General features: G+C 66.8%; 11 protein-coding genes. 4 read left to right on the forward strand and 7 right to left on the reverse strand.

Annotated elements, in window-relative coordinates:
* The first annotated feature begins 35 nt into the window (after nt 1-35).
* The 4 genes from recC to arfB are packed head-to-tail and all read left to right on the forward strand — an operon-like array spanning nt 36 to nt 9,494.
* Complete coding sequence (recC, locus tag NCS03_RS05240; RefSeq protein ID WP_250528883.1) at nt 36-3,434, forward strand: exodeoxyribonuclease V subunit gamma; 3,399 nt, start codon at nt 36-38, stop codon at nt 3,432-3,434.
* Nucleotides 3,431-7,135 (forward strand): exodeoxyribonuclease V subunit beta, encoded by a 3,705-nt coding sequence (recB, locus tag NCS03_RS05245; protein ID WP_250528884.1) that lies wholly within the window; start codon nt 3,431-3,433, stop codon nt 7,133-7,135. The genes recC and recB overlap by 4 nt, the downstream gene beginning before the upstream one ends.
* Nucleotides 7,132-9,084 carry an exodeoxyribonuclease V subunit alpha gene (gene recD, locus NCS03_RS05250; protein ID WP_250528885.1) on the forward strand — a complete coding sequence of 651 codons (1,953 nt, stop codon included), beginning with the start codon at nt 7,132-7,134 and terminating at the stop codon, nt 9,082-9,084. The genes recB and recD overlap by 4 nt, the downstream gene beginning before the upstream one ends.
* Nucleotides 9,081-9,494 carry an alternative ribosome rescue aminoacyl-tRNA hydrolase ArfB gene (arfB, locus tag NCS03_RS05255; protein ID WP_244807860.1) on the forward strand — a complete coding sequence of 138 codons (414 nt, stop codon included), beginning with the start codon at nt 9,081-9,083 and terminating at the stop codon, nt 9,492-9,494. Before recD ends, arfB begins: the two co-directional genes overlap by 4 nt.
* A gap of 1 nt (nt 9,495) precedes the next feature.
* On the opposite strand, the gene NCS03_RS05260 is transcribed toward arfB, so the two are convergent.
* The 7 genes from NCS03_RS05260 to thiC form a co-directional block, all read right to left on the reverse strand.
* Nucleotides 9,496-10,020 (reverse strand): hypothetical protein, encoded by a 525-nt coding sequence (locus tag NCS03_RS05260; protein ID WP_008350584.1) that lies wholly within the window; start codon nt 10,018-10,020, stop codon nt 9,496-9,498.
* A 124-nt stretch (nt 10,021-10,144) separates the two neighbouring features.
* Nucleotides 10,145-11,077, reverse strand: coding sequence for a DMT family transporter (locus NCS03_RS05265; protein WP_250528886.1), 933 nt, complete (start codon nt 11,075-11,077; stop codon nt 10,145-10,147).
* Nucleotides 11,078-11,196: 119 nt separating this feature from the next.
* Nucleotides 11,197-12,798 carry an L-lactate permease gene (locus NCS03_RS05270; RefSeq protein WP_250528887.1) on the reverse strand — a complete coding sequence of 534 codons (1,602 nt, stop codon included), beginning with the start codon at nt 12,796-12,798 and terminating at the stop codon, nt 11,197-11,199.
* Between the two features lie 257 nt (nt 12,799-13,055).
* The gene (locus tag NCS03_RS31140) at nt 13,056-13,184 is read right to left on the reverse strand and encodes a hypothetical protein (RefSeq protein WP_268811669.1); all 129 of its coding nucleotides are present in this window, start codon (nt 13,182-13,184) and stop codon (nt 13,056-13,058) included.
* 260 nt (nt 13,185-13,444) lie between these two features.
* Nucleotides 13,445-13,969, reverse strand: coding sequence for a hypothetical protein (locus NCS03_RS05275; RefSeq protein WP_250439467.1), 525 nt, complete (start codon nt 13,967-13,969; stop codon nt 13,445-13,447).
* Nucleotides 13,970-14,174: 205 nt separating this feature from the next.
* Nucleotides 14,175-14,354, reverse strand: coding sequence for a YMGG-like glycine zipper-containing protein (locus tag NCS03_RS05280; RefSeq protein ID WP_372492622.1), 180 nt, complete (start codon nt 14,352-14,354; stop codon nt 14,175-14,177).
* Between the two features lie 240 nt (nt 14,355-14,594).
* Nucleotides 14,595-16,526, reverse strand: a complete 1,932-nt coding sequence (thiC, locus tag NCS03_RS05285) for a phosphomethylpyrimidine synthase ThiC (RefSeq protein WP_008350573.1) — start codon at nt 16,524-16,526, stop codon at nt 14,595-14,597.
* Nucleotides 16,527-16,561: the final 35 nt, after the last annotated feature.

The raw sequence follows: 16,561 nt of genomic DNA on the forward strand, positions 1-16,561 counted from the left end.
GAAGCTTTCACAGACCGCATAGCAAGCCGCTTTCCATGCTCGAACTCTTCTATTCGAATCGTCACGAGACGCTCGCCGCAGCGCTCTTCGAAGACCTCGACGCGTTTGCGATGCGCGAGGGCGATCCCTTCGCGCGCGAGTCCGTCATCGTGCCGAGCGCGGCGTTGCGGCGCCGGCTCGAACTCGATATGGCGGAGCGCTTCGGCATCTGCGCGAACGTCGACTTCTGTTATCTCGCGCAATGGCTGTGGGCGCAGATCGGGCGCGTGCTGCCGGTGCCCGCGCATTCGCCGTTTTCGCCGGACCGGCTCGCGTGGCGTTGCTATCGGCTCTTCGAAGATCCATCGTTCGGCGATTCGGCGCGGCTATCGACGTATCTGAACGCCGCCGACGATTCCATGCGCTACGAACTCGCGCGGCGCATCGCGACAGTCTTCGATCACTATCTGACGTATCGGCCCGAGTGGCTCACGCATTGGCAGGCGGGCGGCTCGATTCTCACGGGAAGCAATGCCGAAATCGACGCGCGCGGCCCGCGTCTTTCTGGCGCGAACGACATCCAGCGCGAGGACGAGCGCTGGCAACGAGCGCTCTGGCGCGCACTGCTCGAAGACCTGTCCCGCGATGCGAACGGCGACGAGAAAGACCCGACGCCGCCCGCATACCGCTTCCTCGCCGGTTCCCCCGGCTTCGATCTCGATACGGTGATGCGCGCGCAATGGCCGAGCCGCATCAGCGTGTTCGCCTTGCCGACGATGCCGCCGCTGCACATCGCGCTCTTGCGCGAGCTGTCGCGCTGGATCGACGTGCGCGTCTATGCACAGAATCCTTGCCGCGAGTTCTGGTTCGACATCGTGAGCGAGGCGCGCGTCGAGCAACTCGAATTGAAGGGCGAGGCGGACTATCAGGAAGTCGGTCATCCGCTGCTCGCGGAGTGGGGCCGGCAGACGCAGGCGCAACTGCACATGCTGCACGAATTGACCGAGAGCGCGGCGTCGAGCGAGCGGCAACTGTACGAGAACAATCCCGCGCCTACGTGGCTCGCGCGTCTGCAAAACGGCATCCTCGCGCTCGATGAAGACAGCGCCGAGCCGCAGCCCGAGGACATCGTCGAGAACGGCATCGAAGTGCATGTTTGTCACAGCCTGTCGCGCCAGCTCGAAGTGCTGCACGACCGCTTGCTCGACTGGTTCGACGATATCGAAGGGCTGGAGCCTTCGGACGTGCTCGTCGCGTTTCCGGATCTCGCAGTCGCTGGGCCGCTCATCGACGGCATCTTCGGCACCGCGCCCGCGGGCGCGAGCAACGAGCGCCGGCGCATTCCGTATCGGATTACCGGCCTGCCGCCGTCGCAGGCGAATCCCGTCGCGCGCGCGCTCATCGACTGGCTCGCGCTCACCGAACGCAGCGTCGGCGCGCCCGAGCTCGTCGAATGGCTGCGCGTGGATGCGATCGCGGCGCGCTACGGCATCGACGCCGCCGCGCTCGAAACGGCGCAGGCGTGGCTCGCGGCGGCAGGCGCGCGGCGCGGCCTGCGTCCCGACGACGTGACGGCGGACGACGTGCCCGCCGCGCGTCACACATTCGCCGATGCGCTCACGCGGCTCTATCTCGGCTATGCGCTGCCGGGCGGCGGCGCGCCGGTCGCGGATTGGCTGCCGATCGAAGGGGCGAACGGGTCGGAGGCCGAATTGCTCGGCCGTCTCACGCGCTTCGTCGACGATATCGACGCGTTCGCCGAACGCATCGCGAGAGCGCGCACCGCGCGCGCCTGGGGCGATCTGCTGCTCGACGCGCTGGAGCGTTTTTTCGATGCGGGCGTCGCGTTCGCCGACGCCGTCGGCGACGTGCGCCGCGCGATCGATTCGCTGATCGCCGCAATGGACGAGGGCGCGGGCGAGACCGAAGTATCGGCCGCCGTGATCCGCACCGCGCTCACCGATACGCTCGACGATCCAGCGCGGGGCGGCGTGCCCTGGGGCGGCGTCACGTTCTCGTCGCTGACGAGCTTGCGCGGGCTGCCGTATCGCGTCGTGTGTCTGCTCGGCATGGACGACGGCATGCTGCCGAGCCTCGCGCGCGCCGACGAGTTCGATCTGATGGCGCGCTTCGGCAAGCTCGGCGACCGTCAGCGCCGCGACGACGAGCGCAATCTGTTTCTCGATCTCACGCTCGCGGCGCGCGACCGGCTGATGATCGCGTACACGGGCCGCAGCATCCGCGACAACGCCGTGCTGCCGCCCGCCGCGCTCATCGACGAACTGCTCGACTATCTCGCGCAGTCCGTCGCGGGCAAGCACGCGGCGCCGGACGAACTCGCGAACGCGCGCGCGCGCTTCGTGTTCGAGCATCCGCTGCAGCCGTATGCGCCCGAGTATTTTCGCGACGATGGCAGGCTCTTCACTTACGAACCCGAGCGCGCCGAACTCGCTCGCGCTTTGGAGTCGGGCAAGTCGCAGCCCGTCGCGCGATTCTTCAGCGCGCCGTTGCCGCCGGAAGACGACGCGCAGACCGTCGCGTTCGACGACTTCGTGCGCTTCTGGCGGCATCCGGCGCGCTCGCTGTTGCGCGACCGCCTGGGCATTGCGCTCGTCGATGCCGAGTCAGAACTCGACGACACCGAGCCGTTCGAGCTCGGCTTCGCGGGCCGCGATGCGCTCGCCGCGCGCGTGCTGCCGGCGCTGCTCGACGCCGCCGACGATGGCGAGCGCGCCGCGCGGGAACTCGCAAGACGCGTCGCGCGCGCGAGTCCCGAAATGCCGGGTGGCGCGACGGGCGGCGTGTGGCAGGCGCGCGAACTGCACGCGCTCGGGCAACTGGCGGAGCGCGTGCGGGCATCGACGTCGGCGGGCGTCGAACGTCTGCCGTTCTTGCTGGACGTGAGGCCACGCTGGCCCGACACCGCGGGCATCGCGCTATTCGGCGCGCACGACGATTCGCTCGTCGACGTCCGTCCGATGGCGCTCGTCGGCACGTTGAACGCGCTGACGCCGCAAGGCCAGGTGATCTATCGCTACGACGCACCGCGCGCACGCGATTATCTGTCGGCGTGGCTCGCGCATCTCGCCTACTGCGCGGCGCTGCCCGACGGACCGCGCCGCACGATCTGGCATGGGCGCGGCGCACAATCGGCGGATTTCGAACTGATGCCCGTCGCCGATCCGCTCGCGCATCTCGCCGCGCTCGCGTCGCTCTATCGCGCGGGACGCCGCATGCCGCTGCGCTTCTTTCCGAAGAGCGCGTGGCTCAAGGTGAAGGAGGGCGATTCGAAAGCGCAGGCCGCGTGGGAATCCGAGCGCACGCACGCCGAATCCGACGATCCGGTGTTTCGCATCGCCTTTCGCGGCGCGGACCTCGCACTCGACGACGCCTTCGCCGCGCTCGCGCGCATCGTGTTCGAACCGCTCGTGCAACATCTGCGGAGCGGCGCATGACCAACCTGACTTCATCTCTGGACAACATCGGCGTGCAGGAACTCGACGTCTTCTCTTGCGCGCTCGACGGCGTCAATCAGATCGAGGCTTCCGCCGGCACCGGCAAGACCTGGAACATCTGCGCGCTCTACGTGCGGCTGCTGCTCGAAAAGCGCCTGTCCGTCGAGCAGATTCTAGTCGTCACGTTCACGAAGGCGGCGACCGCCGAGCTGCACGAGCGCATCCGCTCGCGGCTCGCGGGCGTTGCGCATGCGATCGAAAACGGCGATGCGGCGGGCGATCCGTTCATCGAGCAACTGTTCGACACGACGCTCGCCGGCATCGACGCAGACGAAGCCGCGAAGCGCCTGCGCATCGCGGTGTCGACCTTCGATCAGGCCGCGATCCACACGATTCACGCGTTCTGCCAGCGCGCGCTGCAGGAAGCGCCGTTCGCCGCGGCGATGCCGTTCGCGTTCGAAATGGAAGCCGACGACAGCGCGTTGCGCTTCGAACTCGCCGCCGACTTCTGGCGCGAGCGCGTCGAGCCGGTGGCGGCGCGCGTGCCGTCGTTCGCGTCCTGGCTCGTCGCGAAGGGCGCGGGTCCGGCATCGCTCGATGCGCAGCTCGCGCGGCGTCTGAAGAAGCCGCTCGCGGCGCTGCGTTTCGGTGACTTCGGCGCCGCGCAAACCGCCGACATGCAGGCGCTCTTCGACCAAGCCTGCGCGTTGTGGCACGCCGAGCGCGACGGCATCGTGAAGCTGCTCTCCGACGCGAAGGATGCGCTGAAAGCGAACAGCTACAGCACGAAGATCGTCGGCGAGGCCATCGAGGCATGGAGCGCCTACTTCGCGGAAGGCGATTGCCACGCGCCGCCGCCCGAGCGGGCGCTCAAGCTCACGGCGACCGCGCTCGCCAAGGGCACCAAGGTCAAGAACACGCCGCCCGCGCACGCCTTCTTCGATCAGGCCGATGCGCTCGCCGCGTCCGCCGCCGCCGCCGAGGCATCGCAGCGCGCGATGTGGCTCGACATCGTGCGTGAATGGCTCGATCACGCGCCTTCGGAACTCGCCGCGCGCAAGCGCGCGCGCCGCGTCGTGTCGTTCGACGATCTGCTGTCGAACCTGCATCACGCGCTCGTGAAGCACGCGTGGCTCGCCGAGGCGTTGCGCGCGCGTTATCCAGCCGCGCTCATCGACGAATTTCAGGACACGGACCCGCTGCAGTTCGCGATCTTCGATCGCGTATTCGCGCCGCACGGGCCGCTCTTTCTCGTCGGCGACCCGAAGCAGGCGATCTACAGCTTCCGCGCCGCCGACCTCCACACGTATCTCGCCGCGCGCGACGGCGCGAGCGCGCGCTACACGCTCGCGGTCAACCAGCGCTCCACGCCGCCGATCATCGAGGCGTGCAACCGGCTGTTCGAGGCGAATCCGTCGGCGTTCATCCTAGATGGGCTCGACTATCAGCCGGTGCGCGCGGGCACGCGTCAGCGCGGACCGTTCGTCGACAACACGCCGGCCGCCGCGTATTCGGACATCGCGGATTTCTGCGTGTGGATGCTGCCGCACGGCGAATCGGTGCTTGTGAAAGCGAATGCGCAGCGCGATGCCGCAGAGGCCTGCGCCGCAGAGATCGCGCGGCTGTTGCGCGGTGCGCAGCGCGGCGAAGTGACCATCGGGAAAGCGCCGCTGTCGGCGGGCGATATCGCCGTGCTCGTGCGGACGCATCGGCAGGGCAGTCTCGTGAAGCGCGTGCTCGCGGCATGGGGCATCGGCAGCGTGGAGCTCGCGCAGGCGTCCGTGTTCGGCTCGCTCGATGCCGAGCAGATCGAGCGCGTGCTCGCCGCCATCGACACGCCGGGCGATCTGCGCCGCCTGCGCGCCGCGCTCGCCACCGACTGGTTCGGGCTCGACGCCGCCGCGCTCTGGCGGCTCGAACACGCGGACGCCGCCGATCCGCACGGCGAGCCGATCGATTCGACGAGCTGGGTCGAGCGCTTCTCGCGCTATCGCACGATCTGGCACGAGCGCGGCTTCGCGGTGATGTGGCGCACGCTCGCGCGCGAGCTGTCGATCGCGACGCGTCTCGTCGCACGGCCCGACGGCGAGCGCCGGCTCACGAACGTGAATCATCTGGCGGAGCTGCTGCAGGCGCGCTCGGCCGAACAGCCCGGCATCGCGCCGACGCTGCGCTGGCTCGCGGCGCAACGCGAGCAGCAGGGCGGCGGCGAGGAAGCGCAACTGCGTCTCGAATCGGACCGCAATCTCGTGCAGATCGTGACCGTGCACAAGTCGAAAGGGCTTGAGTATGGGGTCGTGTTCTGTCCGTTCCTGAACGACGGCGCGTCGCGCGAGGCGTCGAAATCCGGTTTGCCCGATGCGCGCGAGTATCACGACGACGCGGGCGTGGCGGTGCTGCATTACGGCATGGAAGGCGACGAAGACGATCTCGCGAGTGCGGCCATTGCGCGCGAGCAGGCGGCCGAGAGCGCGCGTCTCGTGTATGTCGCGCTGACGCGCGCGGTGTTCCGCTGCTATGTCGTCGCGGGTTCTTATCTGTCGAGCCGGTCGACGAAGGAGTCGCGCCGAAGCGTCCTCAACTGGCTCGTCGCGGGTGGCGGAAAAGACTTCGATGCGTTCTGCGATGCGCCGCCCGAGGAAGCGGAAATCGTCGCGGCGTGGCATGCGGTTGCGGCGCGGTCGCAGGGCGCGATCGGCGTCGCGCCGCTGCCGGTGATCGACACGCGCGAGCCGCTCGAAGCCGACGCGTCCCACGAACACGACATCGCCGCGCGCACGAACCGGCGCATCCTGCGCGATCGCTGGCGCATGGCGAGCTTCAGTTCGCTGATCGCGGCGGGCGCGCGCGACGAGGCGAATCAGGCGCAGCCGGTGGAAGCGCGTCCGGATCACGACGAACTCGCCGCGCTCGATGACACCGCGCGCACGGACGCCGCTTCAAGTGACGAATCGCCGCTCGATCCCGACGACATTCTCGCGTTTCCGCGCGGCGCGGCGGCGGGCGAATGCCTGCATCGCATGTTCGAGCTGGCGGATTTCACCGATGAGTCGAGCTGGCCGGCCGCCGTCGAGCGCGCGCTGCACGAGCATCCGACGCCCGCGCCGGAAGCGCTCGCGCCGCGTCTGCGTCCGATGATGCTGCGTCTCATCGGCGACACCGTGAGGAGCGAAATCGCGCCCGGCATGCGGCTCGCGACCATCCCGACGCCGCGCCGCATGAACGAACTGGAGTTCCTGTTCCCGGCGGATTCGCTCGATTTCAGCGCGTTGCGGCGTCTGCTCGCGGCGCACGGTTTTCCCGACGTCGCGCTGGAGGCGGGCGCGTTGCGCGGATTCATCAAGGGTTTCATCGACATGATCGTCGAGCACGAAGGCCGTTTCTGGATCATCGACTGGAAGTCGAATCACCTGGGCGATGCCGCTTCCGACTACGCCGCCGCGCCGCTCGCCACGGCAATGGCGGAGCACGCGTATCACCTTCAGGCGCTCATTTACGTGGTCGCGCTGCATCGATATTTGCGCGCGCGGCTCGCGGGCTATGCGTACGACACGCATGTCGGCGGCTATCTGTATCTGTTCGTGCGCGGCGTGCGCCCGGACTGGCGCGACGGTGAAGAAGCGTGCGGCGTGCATCGCGGACGGCCGTCGCTGGAACTGGTCGAGGCGCTCGATCGTTTGATGTCGGGAGGCGCGGCATGAGCACGCTCGATGCAATGCAGGCGACGCGCCCCGTGCCCGCGCCCGCCGATGAAAGCGCGGCGCTCGCCGAAGGTTTCGCGCGGCGCATGAGCGCGCTCGCGGCGCGCCTGAACGCAGACGAACGCAGCGTGCTGTGGGCCGAACGCGCCGCGCTCGCGATGAGCCGCGCGACCGCGCAAGGCCACGTGTGCCTGCCGCTCGCCGCGCTCGCGCGCCGTCACGACGCGCGTTTCGACGAGGCGCGCGACGCGCTGCTTGCAAGCGGTGTCGCGTGCCTCGTGCGCGGCGGCGCGCGCGCGGACGCGGCCGACCTGCTGCCGCTCGTCATCGACGAGGACGGGCGGCTTTATCTCGCGCGCTACTTCGACTACGAGCGCAGGCTCGCGTGCTCGCTCGTCGAACGTTCGCGCGATACGCGCATGACCGCTTCGCGAGAGGACATCGCGCGACAGGCCGAACGCATCGCGCGCTATTTCGGCCCGCACGCGGATGACGACATCGACTGGCAGCGGGTCGCGGCGTTCGTCGCGCTGGCGGGACGGCTGACGATCGTGAGCGGCGGGCCGGGCACCGGCAAGACGACGACCGTCGTCGGCGTGCTCGCGTGTCTGCTCGACGCGGATCCGGACTTGCGCATCGCGCTCGCCGCGCCGACCGGCAAGGCGGCGCAGCGCATGCAGGAGGCGCTCATCGAACGCGCGGACAAGCTGCCGCCCGAACTCGCCGAACGCCTGCCGCGCACGTCGTTCACGTTGCAGCGATTGCTCGGCGTGCAGTCGGACGGGCGCTTCCGGCATCATCGCGACAATCCGTTGCCGTATGACGTGATCGTCGTCGACGAAGCCTCGATGATCGACGTCGCGCTCGCCGCCCATCTGCTCGAAGCCGTCGCGCCGGCGAGCCGTCTCGTGATGCTCGGCGACAAGGATCAACTGTCGGCGGTGGAAGCGGGCGCGGTGTTCGCGGAACTGAGCGCGGAGCCGTCGTTCAGCCATGCGGGCGTGGCGCGCATCGCGGCGGCGCTTTCGGTCGATGCGAAGCGCCTCGAAGCCGCATTGCCGAACGCCGCGCCCATCGACGATTCCGAGGGCTACGGCGATCTCTTCGACGCGAAGGCCGAGCCCGCGCTCACCGATTGCGTCGTGTGGCTGCAGAAGAACTATCGCTTCGGGCTCGATTCGGACATCGGGCGTCTGTCGATCGCAATCCGCAATGGCGACGAACGGGCCGCGCTCGATGCGCTCGATCCATCGGGCGAGCGCGCGGCCGTGCTCTTCGACGATGGCGACGCGACGCTGTCCGAGCGCACCCTCGCGCGTCTCGCGAAAGGCTTCGCGCCGTACGCGGACGCGCTATCGGCCGTGCTCGACGGCGAGCAAGCGGATCACGCCCGACTCTTCGATGCGCTGAATCGCTTCCGCGTGCTGTGCGCGACGCGCAAGGGGCCGCGCGGCGTCGACGAAGTGAACGCGCGCATCGCGGCGAAAGTGCGCGAGCAAGCGGGCATTGCGCTTGCACTCGGTGCACAGTGGTTCGCCGGACGGCCGGTGATCGTCACGCGCAACGACTACGCGCTCGGGCTTTTCAACGGCGATATCGGCATCGCGCTGCCTGGCGCCGACGGCCTGTTGCGCGTCGCGTTCCGCCTGGCCGATGGCGCGCTGCGCTACGTGTCGCCCGCTGCGCTGCCGCCGCACGACACCGCGTTCGCGCTCACCGTGCACAAGTCGCAAGGCTCGGAGTTCGAGCACGCGGCGCTCGTGTTGCCCGGCGCGTTCGTGCGCGTGTTGTCGCGCGAGCTGGTGTACACGGCGATCACGCGGGCGAAGCGCAGAGTCGAAGTGATCGGCTCGGCGGCGATCTTCGCGCAAGCCGTCCGGGAGCCGACGCGCCGCGACTCCGGGCTGGCCGCGAGAATGCGGCGCCTATCAAGGGAATTCGACCGATGACCATCACCGACAGCCTCGCCGTCCCGCCCAACGAAATCGAGCTGACGGCCGTGCGCGCGCAAGGCGCGGGCGGTCAGAACGTCAACAAGGTGTCGAGCGCGATCCATCTGCGCTTCGACATCCGCGGGTCTTCGTTGCCGGAGCACATCAAGGCGCGTCTGCTCGCGCTTTCCGACAGCCGCGTCACGCGCGAGGGCGTGATCGTCATCAAGGCGCAGGAGCATCGCACGCAGGACATGAATCGCGCGGCGGCGCTCGCGCGTCTCGACGAACTCATCCGCAGCGTGTCGGTCACGCGCCGCAAGCGAATCGCGACGAAGCCGACGCGCGCATCGCAGTTGCGGCGCGTCGAAGGCAAGGTGAAACGCGGCGCGATCAAGGCGGGGCGCGGGCCGGTGCGGGGCGAATGACTCAGCTTTGCCACTTCGGCGGCATGTCGACGCGCGGCCCGAAGAACCACGACTTGAGCACGTCGCGTCCGATCACGCGGCCCAGTTCGGCGAACGCACAGTAGTTGCCGATCATCAGCACGAGAAGGATCTGGACGGCCCAGAACTGCGGCCAGTTGATATGCGCGATGAGCGCCTGATTCGCGGCAGCAAGGCCGTGGGTCTCCTTCCAGAAGTCCAGCAGCCGCTCGAGATAGTGCAGGATGCCAGCGATGGCCGTGTAGATCAGCGTTTTCCAGGCGGCGTTCCAGACCAGCGGACGGTCCGGATAGCGGTTGATGAACGGCAGCATGTTGGCGATCAGCACGGACTTGCCGAGAATCAGCGAAGCGACGAGCACTGACATCGACGAGGTCAGCGAAATGCCGGTGCCCATTACCATCAACGCGCGCACGATGGCGACGGCATGCAGGAGGATGAAAAAGAAAACGGTCGGCGGGACCATTTTCATCATTTCGTGCTTGAGCTTGGCGAACAGATCGTGCATGACGGCTCCCGGCAAAAGCGCGAAGGATGACGCGGCGCCGCACGGCGTGCAACGGCATCCAAACAATTTCACCCTTGCGGACGATGCCGCCCGCACACCGCCGCTTTTCCCGAAAGCAGTATAGTCAGCGCGCGAATTTTCGCCGTCCGACGAACGGCACGCGTTTCACCACGCCCGTCGCGAGCGCGGTGCCCGCGAGCACGATCGCGCAGCCCGCCATCATGACGAGCGAGACGTGCTCGCCGAGAAAGAGCGCGCCCCACAGAATGCCGAACAGCGGAATCACGAACGTGACGGTCATCGCGCGCGCCGGGCCCGCGACCGCGACCAGATGGAAGTAGATGAAATACGCGATCCCCGTGCAGCCGATGCCGAGCGCGAGCACCGCGCCCCATGCGTGCGCGGAAACCGGCGCGGCGGGCCAGGTAAAGAGCGCGATCGGCGCGAGCGTGAGCGTTGCGCCGATCATGCTGCCGGCCGCGTTGGTCATCGCGTCGACGTCCATCAGATACTTTTTCGCGAAGTTGCCCGCGACGCCGTAAAGCGCCGACGCCGCCAGCGCCGCCGCCGCCGCGAGCATGCCTTGCACCGGCAGCGCGGCGGCTTGCCCGGCGTGCTCCGGCGCGATCTGGTTCCACACCAGCACGAGCACGCCCGCGAAGCCGATCGCCATGCCGATCGTGCGCGCGGTCGTCAGGCGATCCTTGAGCCACAGGAAAGCGACGAGCGCGCCGAACAGCGGCGTCGTCGCGTTGATGACGGACGTGGCCCCGGCCGAAAGCGTCAATTCGGCATACGCGAAGAGACAAAACGGCGCGGCCGAGTTGAGAATGCCGACGGCGAGCAACTGAAGCCAGCGTTTCTTCAGCGTCGCGGCGGTTTCAGCGAGCGGCCGCCGCGAAAGCAGCATCGCGATCAGGAACACGGCGCCGATGCCCACGCGCACGGCCATCAGCGGCGCGACGCCGAACTCGGCGACGCCCACGCGGATGAAGAGAAACGACGCGCCCCACAGGGCGGCGAGGACGATCAGTTGCAGCAGATTGGCGGGTGACATGGCGGGCGGACTTCGCAAGGCTCATCGAAAGTCCGCGCATGTTAGCACCGCGTTCGTCTCAGAAATGGTCCGCCGGACGAAAGCGCAAGAAGCGGGAGAAACAGGAGAAGCGCGAAAGCTCAATGCGGCGGGATCATCCACGTCAGCACGTTTTGCTGCAGCCACACGAGCACGCCGAGCAGGATCGTCAGCAAGATCGAATGCTTGAACGTGCGCGCGAACACGAGGCCTTCCTTGCCTTTGAGCTCGGTGGTCGCGACGCCGGTCGAGATGTTTTGCGGCGAGATCATCTTGCCCATCACGCCGCCCGACGAATTGGTCGCCGCCATCAGCACCGGATTGAGGTTGAGCTGGTTCGCCGCGACGACCTGCAGATTGCCGAAGAGCGCGTTGCCCGACGTGTCGCTGCCGGAGAGGAACACCGCGACCCACCCGAGGAACGCGGACACGAGCGGGAAGAACGGCCCGACCGACGCCACGCCCAGACCGAGCGTGTAGTTCATGCCCGAGTAGTTCATCAGATACGCGAGGCCGACGATCGTCGCGACCGTCAGAATGGCGATGCGCGTCTGCACCCACGTATCGCCGATCGCCGCGACGTATTCGCGCGCGGGCAGCTTCACCATCAACGCGGTGATGATCGACGCGACCAGGATCGCCGTGCCCGTCGCGAGTGGCTGGAAGTCCCAGATCGCGCCGTAAGGCTGCTTGTAGAGCGTGATGTAGACCGCCTTGTCGAGGCCCGGCCACGCGATTTTCACGTCGCCGATCATGAAGATCTTGAGCACCGTCCACACGATCACGACCACCGAGACCACGATCCACGGCACCCAGCCCTGGCCGCCCGGAATCGCCGAACGCGTCGCGCCGGCGCGCTCGACGTTCACCGCGAAGCGCTCGTCCGCGACGGGCTTCCACACGCGCAGGAACGCGATCGTCACGATCAGCGAGACGAGCGACGAAAGCACGTCGGTGAGCGCATAGCTGATGTAGTTCGACGTCACGAACTGCGTCAATGCGAACACGCCGCCCGAGACGAGCAGCACGGGCCAGATACGCATCATGTTGCGAAAGCCCGCGTAGATACCGATCACATAGAAGGGCAGAAAGAGCGCGAAGAACGGCAACTGGCGACCGACCATTTTGGCGAGCGCATCGGTGGGCAGGTGCGTCACTGCGCCGAGCACGGTGATCGGCACGCCGAGCGCGCCGAACGCGACCGGCGCCGTGTTGAAGATCAACGTGAAGGTCAGCGCTTCGAGCGTCGGGAAGCCGAGCAGGATCAAGAGCGAACTCGTGATTGCGATCGGCGTGCCGAAGCCCGAAATCCCTTCGAGCAGCGCGCCGAACGAGAAGCCGATCACGACGAGCACGATGCGCCGGTCGTTCGGCAGGTTATCGACCATCCACACGCGAAACGCTTCGAAGCGCCCCGAGCGTTGCGCGACGTTGTAGAGCAGGATCGCGGCGAAGACGATCCACATGACCGGCCACAGCGCGAACACGGCGCCGGCCGCGACCGAATCGAGCGCGAGCCCGACCGGAAAATGCCAGCCCGCGATGGCGATGACGAGCGCAAGGACCAGCCCCGCGAGCGACGCCTGCCACGCGGGACGGCGCGCCCAGCCGAGCAGCACGAGCACGAGGATGATCGGCAGCGCGGCGACGATGAAGGATGCGAACAGGGAATTGGCGATCGGGGTGAGTAGCTGGTGGAACATCGGGTCTCCTTCGTTCTGTCATGAACCGAAGCGGCGCCAACGCGAAGCCGCGATGCGCGTGGAGTTCGATGTCCGGCCGCCGGCTTAAGCAACCGCATAACGCGCACACTAAGAATAGGGCGCGAAGGGCATGCGTCAAGGCGTGAATGCCCGTCCATTCCGGCCACGGCGTGGCGCGCAGAGGTGAATGGACGTGAAGGGACGCGCCGCTTGCGGGCGCGTCATCGATGCGGACGGAGAAGCACGGACGAGCGCGATCAGCCCTCGGCGACGGCGCTCGGCGCGCTCTCGTCGCGACCGGCCGATGGCGTCTGGCGGAAGACCCACACGGTCAGAAGGCCGAGCGAGGCGAAAATCCACAGCAGGAAAAACACGAAGGCCATCATGTCCGATCCCCCGATACGGAAAAGTGCGCGGAACAACGGTTATCGCCGTTGCGACTCGATGCAGGGAAGCTATGTAGCCAAAACCGTGCCAATCATCTGGCGAATAGTGGCGAAGCCTTGTCGGATAAGGAAAGTGCGCCGGCGCACGATGAAGCGCGTCGTGCGCGCGAGCCCGTGTCGAAAGGAAAATGTTGCAGCAGTGTTACGCGGCAAGGCGACAAACGGCTTTTTGTCTCACCTGGCGTATCGCGGCGCGGCGATCAGTGTCCGCGGCCGCCGCCTCCGCCGCCATGCCAACTGCCGCCGCCGCCGTGCCAGCCGCCGCCCCCATGCCACCCGCCGCCGCCGTGCCATCCGCCACCGTGGTAGCCGCCGCGATAGCCATGTCCCCAGCAGCATCCGCTGCCGCCCCAGTAGCCGAAGCTGAACGAAACCGCCGGATAACCGTAGCCGTAGCCGTAGTACGCCGGATAGCCGTAGTACGGGTAAGCCGCATACGGCGGGTAATACGGATAGGGATACGTCCGGTAGTAGTCGGAGTACGACGAGCCGACGGCGTATTCGTACTGTGGCGGCAAGGTCGCGGATGACGTCGGCGTGGCCGCCGTGCCGGACGCGGGCAACGCGAATTCCCGCTGCGTGTAGGTCGCGCCGACGACAGGCGCGGGCGGATAAGCTGGATAAGCCGGATAACCGTAAGGGTAATAACATCCGCCGAGAAGAAGCCCGGCGGCGAGCGCTGCGGCGGCCGTCCCGGGTCCGGACATGCTGCGGGCGGAAATCATGGCACTGCTCCTTGCGTTACGGCTTGCGGGACGTGGGATCGAATGAAATTGGCCCCTTAAGAAGCAGCTTAGTCGAACGACAACCGGGAGGCGCGCCGCGTGATGTGAAAAAGCATTGCGGCGCGCGTTTATGTAACAGAAATGAAACAGCGGGTCGTTGATGGCGGCGAAACGCGTCCGTTGCGTCGTTCAGACGATGTTCGCGCTACTTCCCGACCTGATTGCCGATAATCCCGCCGACCGCCGCGCCGCCGAGCGTCGAAAGCGCGCTGCCGCCGATCACCGCGCCGCCCGCCGCACCGACGCCGGCGCCGATAGCCGTATCCCGTTGACGCGTGGTCATGTCGCCGCAAGCGGTCAGTCCTCCCAGAAACCCAACGATCATTGCAGCGGCGCCGATCTGTTTGATGATTTTCATGTCGACTCTCCAATTCGAAGATGAGATGAATCGGCTGCGGCTCGGCCGCATTTGCGCCGGTTCACGCACTCAACCAGCAGAAAAGATGCCCGAATCGTCGGATGAACCGCTCATTCAGGCCCGACAAGGCTTTGCGCCCGGCGCACACATAAAAAACGGCCTGCCGCACGCGCTGTGCGACAGGCCGTTGTCAGCGAGTCAGAAGCTTCAGGTCGGCTGATAGATTTCCGAGCCCTTTTTCACGAACTCGATCGCCTTCGTCTCCATGCCCTTGGCGAGCGCCTCGCTTTCGCTGACACCTTGCTTCGCCGCGAAATCGCGCACGTCCTGCGTGATCTTCATCGAGCAGAAGTGCGGGCCGCACATCGAGCAGAAATGCGCGACCTTCGCGGAATCCTTCGGCAGCGTTTCGTCGTGGAATTCGCGCGCCTTGTCCGGATCGAGACCGAGATTGAACTGGTCTTCCCAGCGGAATTCGAAGCGTGCCTTCGACAGCGCGTTGTCCCGCACCTGCGCGCCCGGATGACCCTTCGCGAGATCGGCCGCGTGCGCCGCGAGCTTGTACGTGATGATGCCTTCCTTCACGTCGTCCTTGTTCGGCAGCCCCAGGTGTTCCTTGGGCGTGACGTAGCAGAGCATCGCGGTGCCGAACCAGCCGATCATCGCAGCGCCGATGCCCGACGTGATGTGGTCGTAACCCGGCGCGATGTCGGTCGTCAGCGGCCCGAGCGTGTAGAAGGGCGCTTCGTCGCACCATTCCAGTTGCAGGTCCATGTTTTCCTTGATGAGCTGCATCGGAACGTGGCCGGGGCCTTCGATCATCACCTGCACGTCGTGCTTCCACGCGATCTGCGTCAGTTCGCCGAGCGTCTTCAGTTCGCCGAGCTGGGCTTCGTCATTGGCGTCGTAGATCGAGCCGGGGCGCAGGCCGTCGCCGAGGGAGAACGAGACATCGTATTGCTTCATGATTTCGCAGATGTCTTCGAAGTGCTCGTAAATGAAGCTTTCCTTGTGATGCGCGAGGCACCACTTCGCCATGATCGAGCCGCCGCGCGACACGATGCCCGTCATGCGGTTCGCGGTCAGCGGCACGTATTGCAGGCGCACGCCGGCGTGAATCGTGAAGTAATCGACGCCTTGCTCCGCCTGCTCGATGAGCGTGTCGCGGAAGATTTCCCACGTCAGGTCTTCGGCCTTGCCGTTCACCTTTTCGAGCGCCTGATAGATCGGCACCGTGCCGATCGGCACCGGCGAATTGCGGATGATCCACTCGCGCGTTTCGTGGATGTGCTTGCCGGTCGACAGATCCATGACCGTGTCGCCGCCCCAGCGAATCGCCCACGTCATCTTGTCGACTTCCTCGCCGATCGACGACGTGACCGCCGAATTGCCGATGTTCGCGTTGATCTTCACGAGGAAGTTGCGGCCGATGATCATCGGCTCGCTTTCCGGGTGATTGATGTTCGCGGGGATGATCGCGCGGCCGCGCGCCACTTCCTCGCGCACGAATTCAGGCGTGATTTCCTTCGCCGCGTCCTTGCCGAACGCCGCCGCGCCGAAGGCTTGTCCGGCGTGCTGGCGGCCCATCATCTTCGCGAGCTTTTCGCCGTTGGGGCCGCTCGTGCGCAGGCTTTCGAGATACTCCGCGCGACGCTGGTTCTCGCGAATCGCGATGTACTCCATCTCCGGCGTGATGATGCCTTGCCGCGCGTAGTGCATCTGCGAGACGTTCTTGCCGGCGAGCGCGCGGCGCGGATGACGGTGCAAACCCGGAAAGCGCAGTTCGGCCGTTTTCGGATCGGCGGCGCGCTCGCGGCCGAACTCGCTCGACAGGCCGCTCAGTTCCTCGGTGTCGCCGCGCTTTTCGATCCACGCGCCGCGCAGCGCGGGCAGACCGCTGCGAATGTCGATCTGCGCGTCGGGATCGGTATACGGGCCCGACGTGTCGTACACGTAGACGGGCGGATTCTTCTCGCCGCCGAAGCCGTCGGGCGTGTCGGATTGCGTGATCTCGCGCATCGGCACGCGGATGTCGGGCGTCGAACCTTCGACATAGACCTTGCGCGAGTTCGGCAGCGGCGCGATGGCGGCGGCATCGACGACGGCGTTTTCCGAGAGGAACTTCGGGTTGGCATTCATGTGCTTGATCTCCTAAGGGACGTTTTTTTTCAGCA

Origin of the sequence: Caballeronia sp. ATUFL_F1_KS4A (genome assembly GCF_023630905.1) — a bacterium.
GTDB classification, from domain to species: Bacteria; Pseudomonadota; Gammaproteobacteria; order Burkholderiales; family Burkholderiaceae; genus Caballeronia; species Caballeronia zhejiangensis.

What these genes read in the sequence shown, in the direction of transcription:
- NCS03_RS05260 (WP_008350584.1), bottom strand. Translation starts at nt 10,020, where the DNA reads ATGCACGATCTGTTCGCCAAGCTCAAGCACGAAATGATGAAAATGGTC.
- NCS03_RS05275 (WP_250439467.1), bottom strand. Translation starts at nt 13,969, where the DNA reads ATGATTTCCGCCCGCAGCATGTCCGGACCCGGGACGGCCGCCGCAGCG.
- recB (WP_250528884.1), top strand. Translation starts at nt 3,431, where the DNA reads ATGACCAACCTGACTTCATCTCTGGACAACATCGGCGTGCAGGAACTC.
- NCS03_RS31140 (WP_268811669.1), bottom strand. Translation starts at nt 13,184, where the DNA reads ATGATGGCCTTCGTGTTTTTCCTGCTGTGGATTTTCGCCTCGCTCGGC.
- thiC (WP_008350573.1), bottom strand. Translation starts at nt 16,526, where the DNA reads ATGAATGCCAACCCGAAGTTCCTCTCGGAAAACGCCGTCGTCGATGCC.
- arfB (WP_244807860.1), top strand. Translation starts at nt 9,081, where the DNA reads ATGACCATCACCGACAGCCTCGCCGTCCCGCCCAACGAAATCGAGCTG.
- recD (WP_250528885.1), top strand. Translation starts at nt 7,132, where the DNA reads ATGAGCACGCTCGATGCAATGCAGGCGACGCGCCCCGTGCCCGCGCCC.
- NCS03_RS05270 (WP_250528887.1), bottom strand. Translation starts at nt 12,798, where the DNA reads ATGTTCCACCAGCTACTCACCCCGATCGCCAATTCCCTGTTCGCATCC.
- NCS03_RS05265 (WP_250528886.1), bottom strand. Translation starts at nt 11,077, where the DNA reads ATGTCACCCGCCAATCTGCTGCAACTGATCGTCCTCGCCGCCCTGTGG.
- NCS03_RS05280 (WP_372492622.1), bottom strand. Translation starts at nt 14,354, where the DNA reads ATGATCGTTGGGTTTCTGGGAGGACTGACCGCTTGCGGCGACATGACC.
- recC (WP_250528883.1), top strand. Translation starts at nt 36, where the DNA reads ATGCTCGAACTCTTCTATTCGAATCGTCACGAGACGCTCGCCGCAGCG.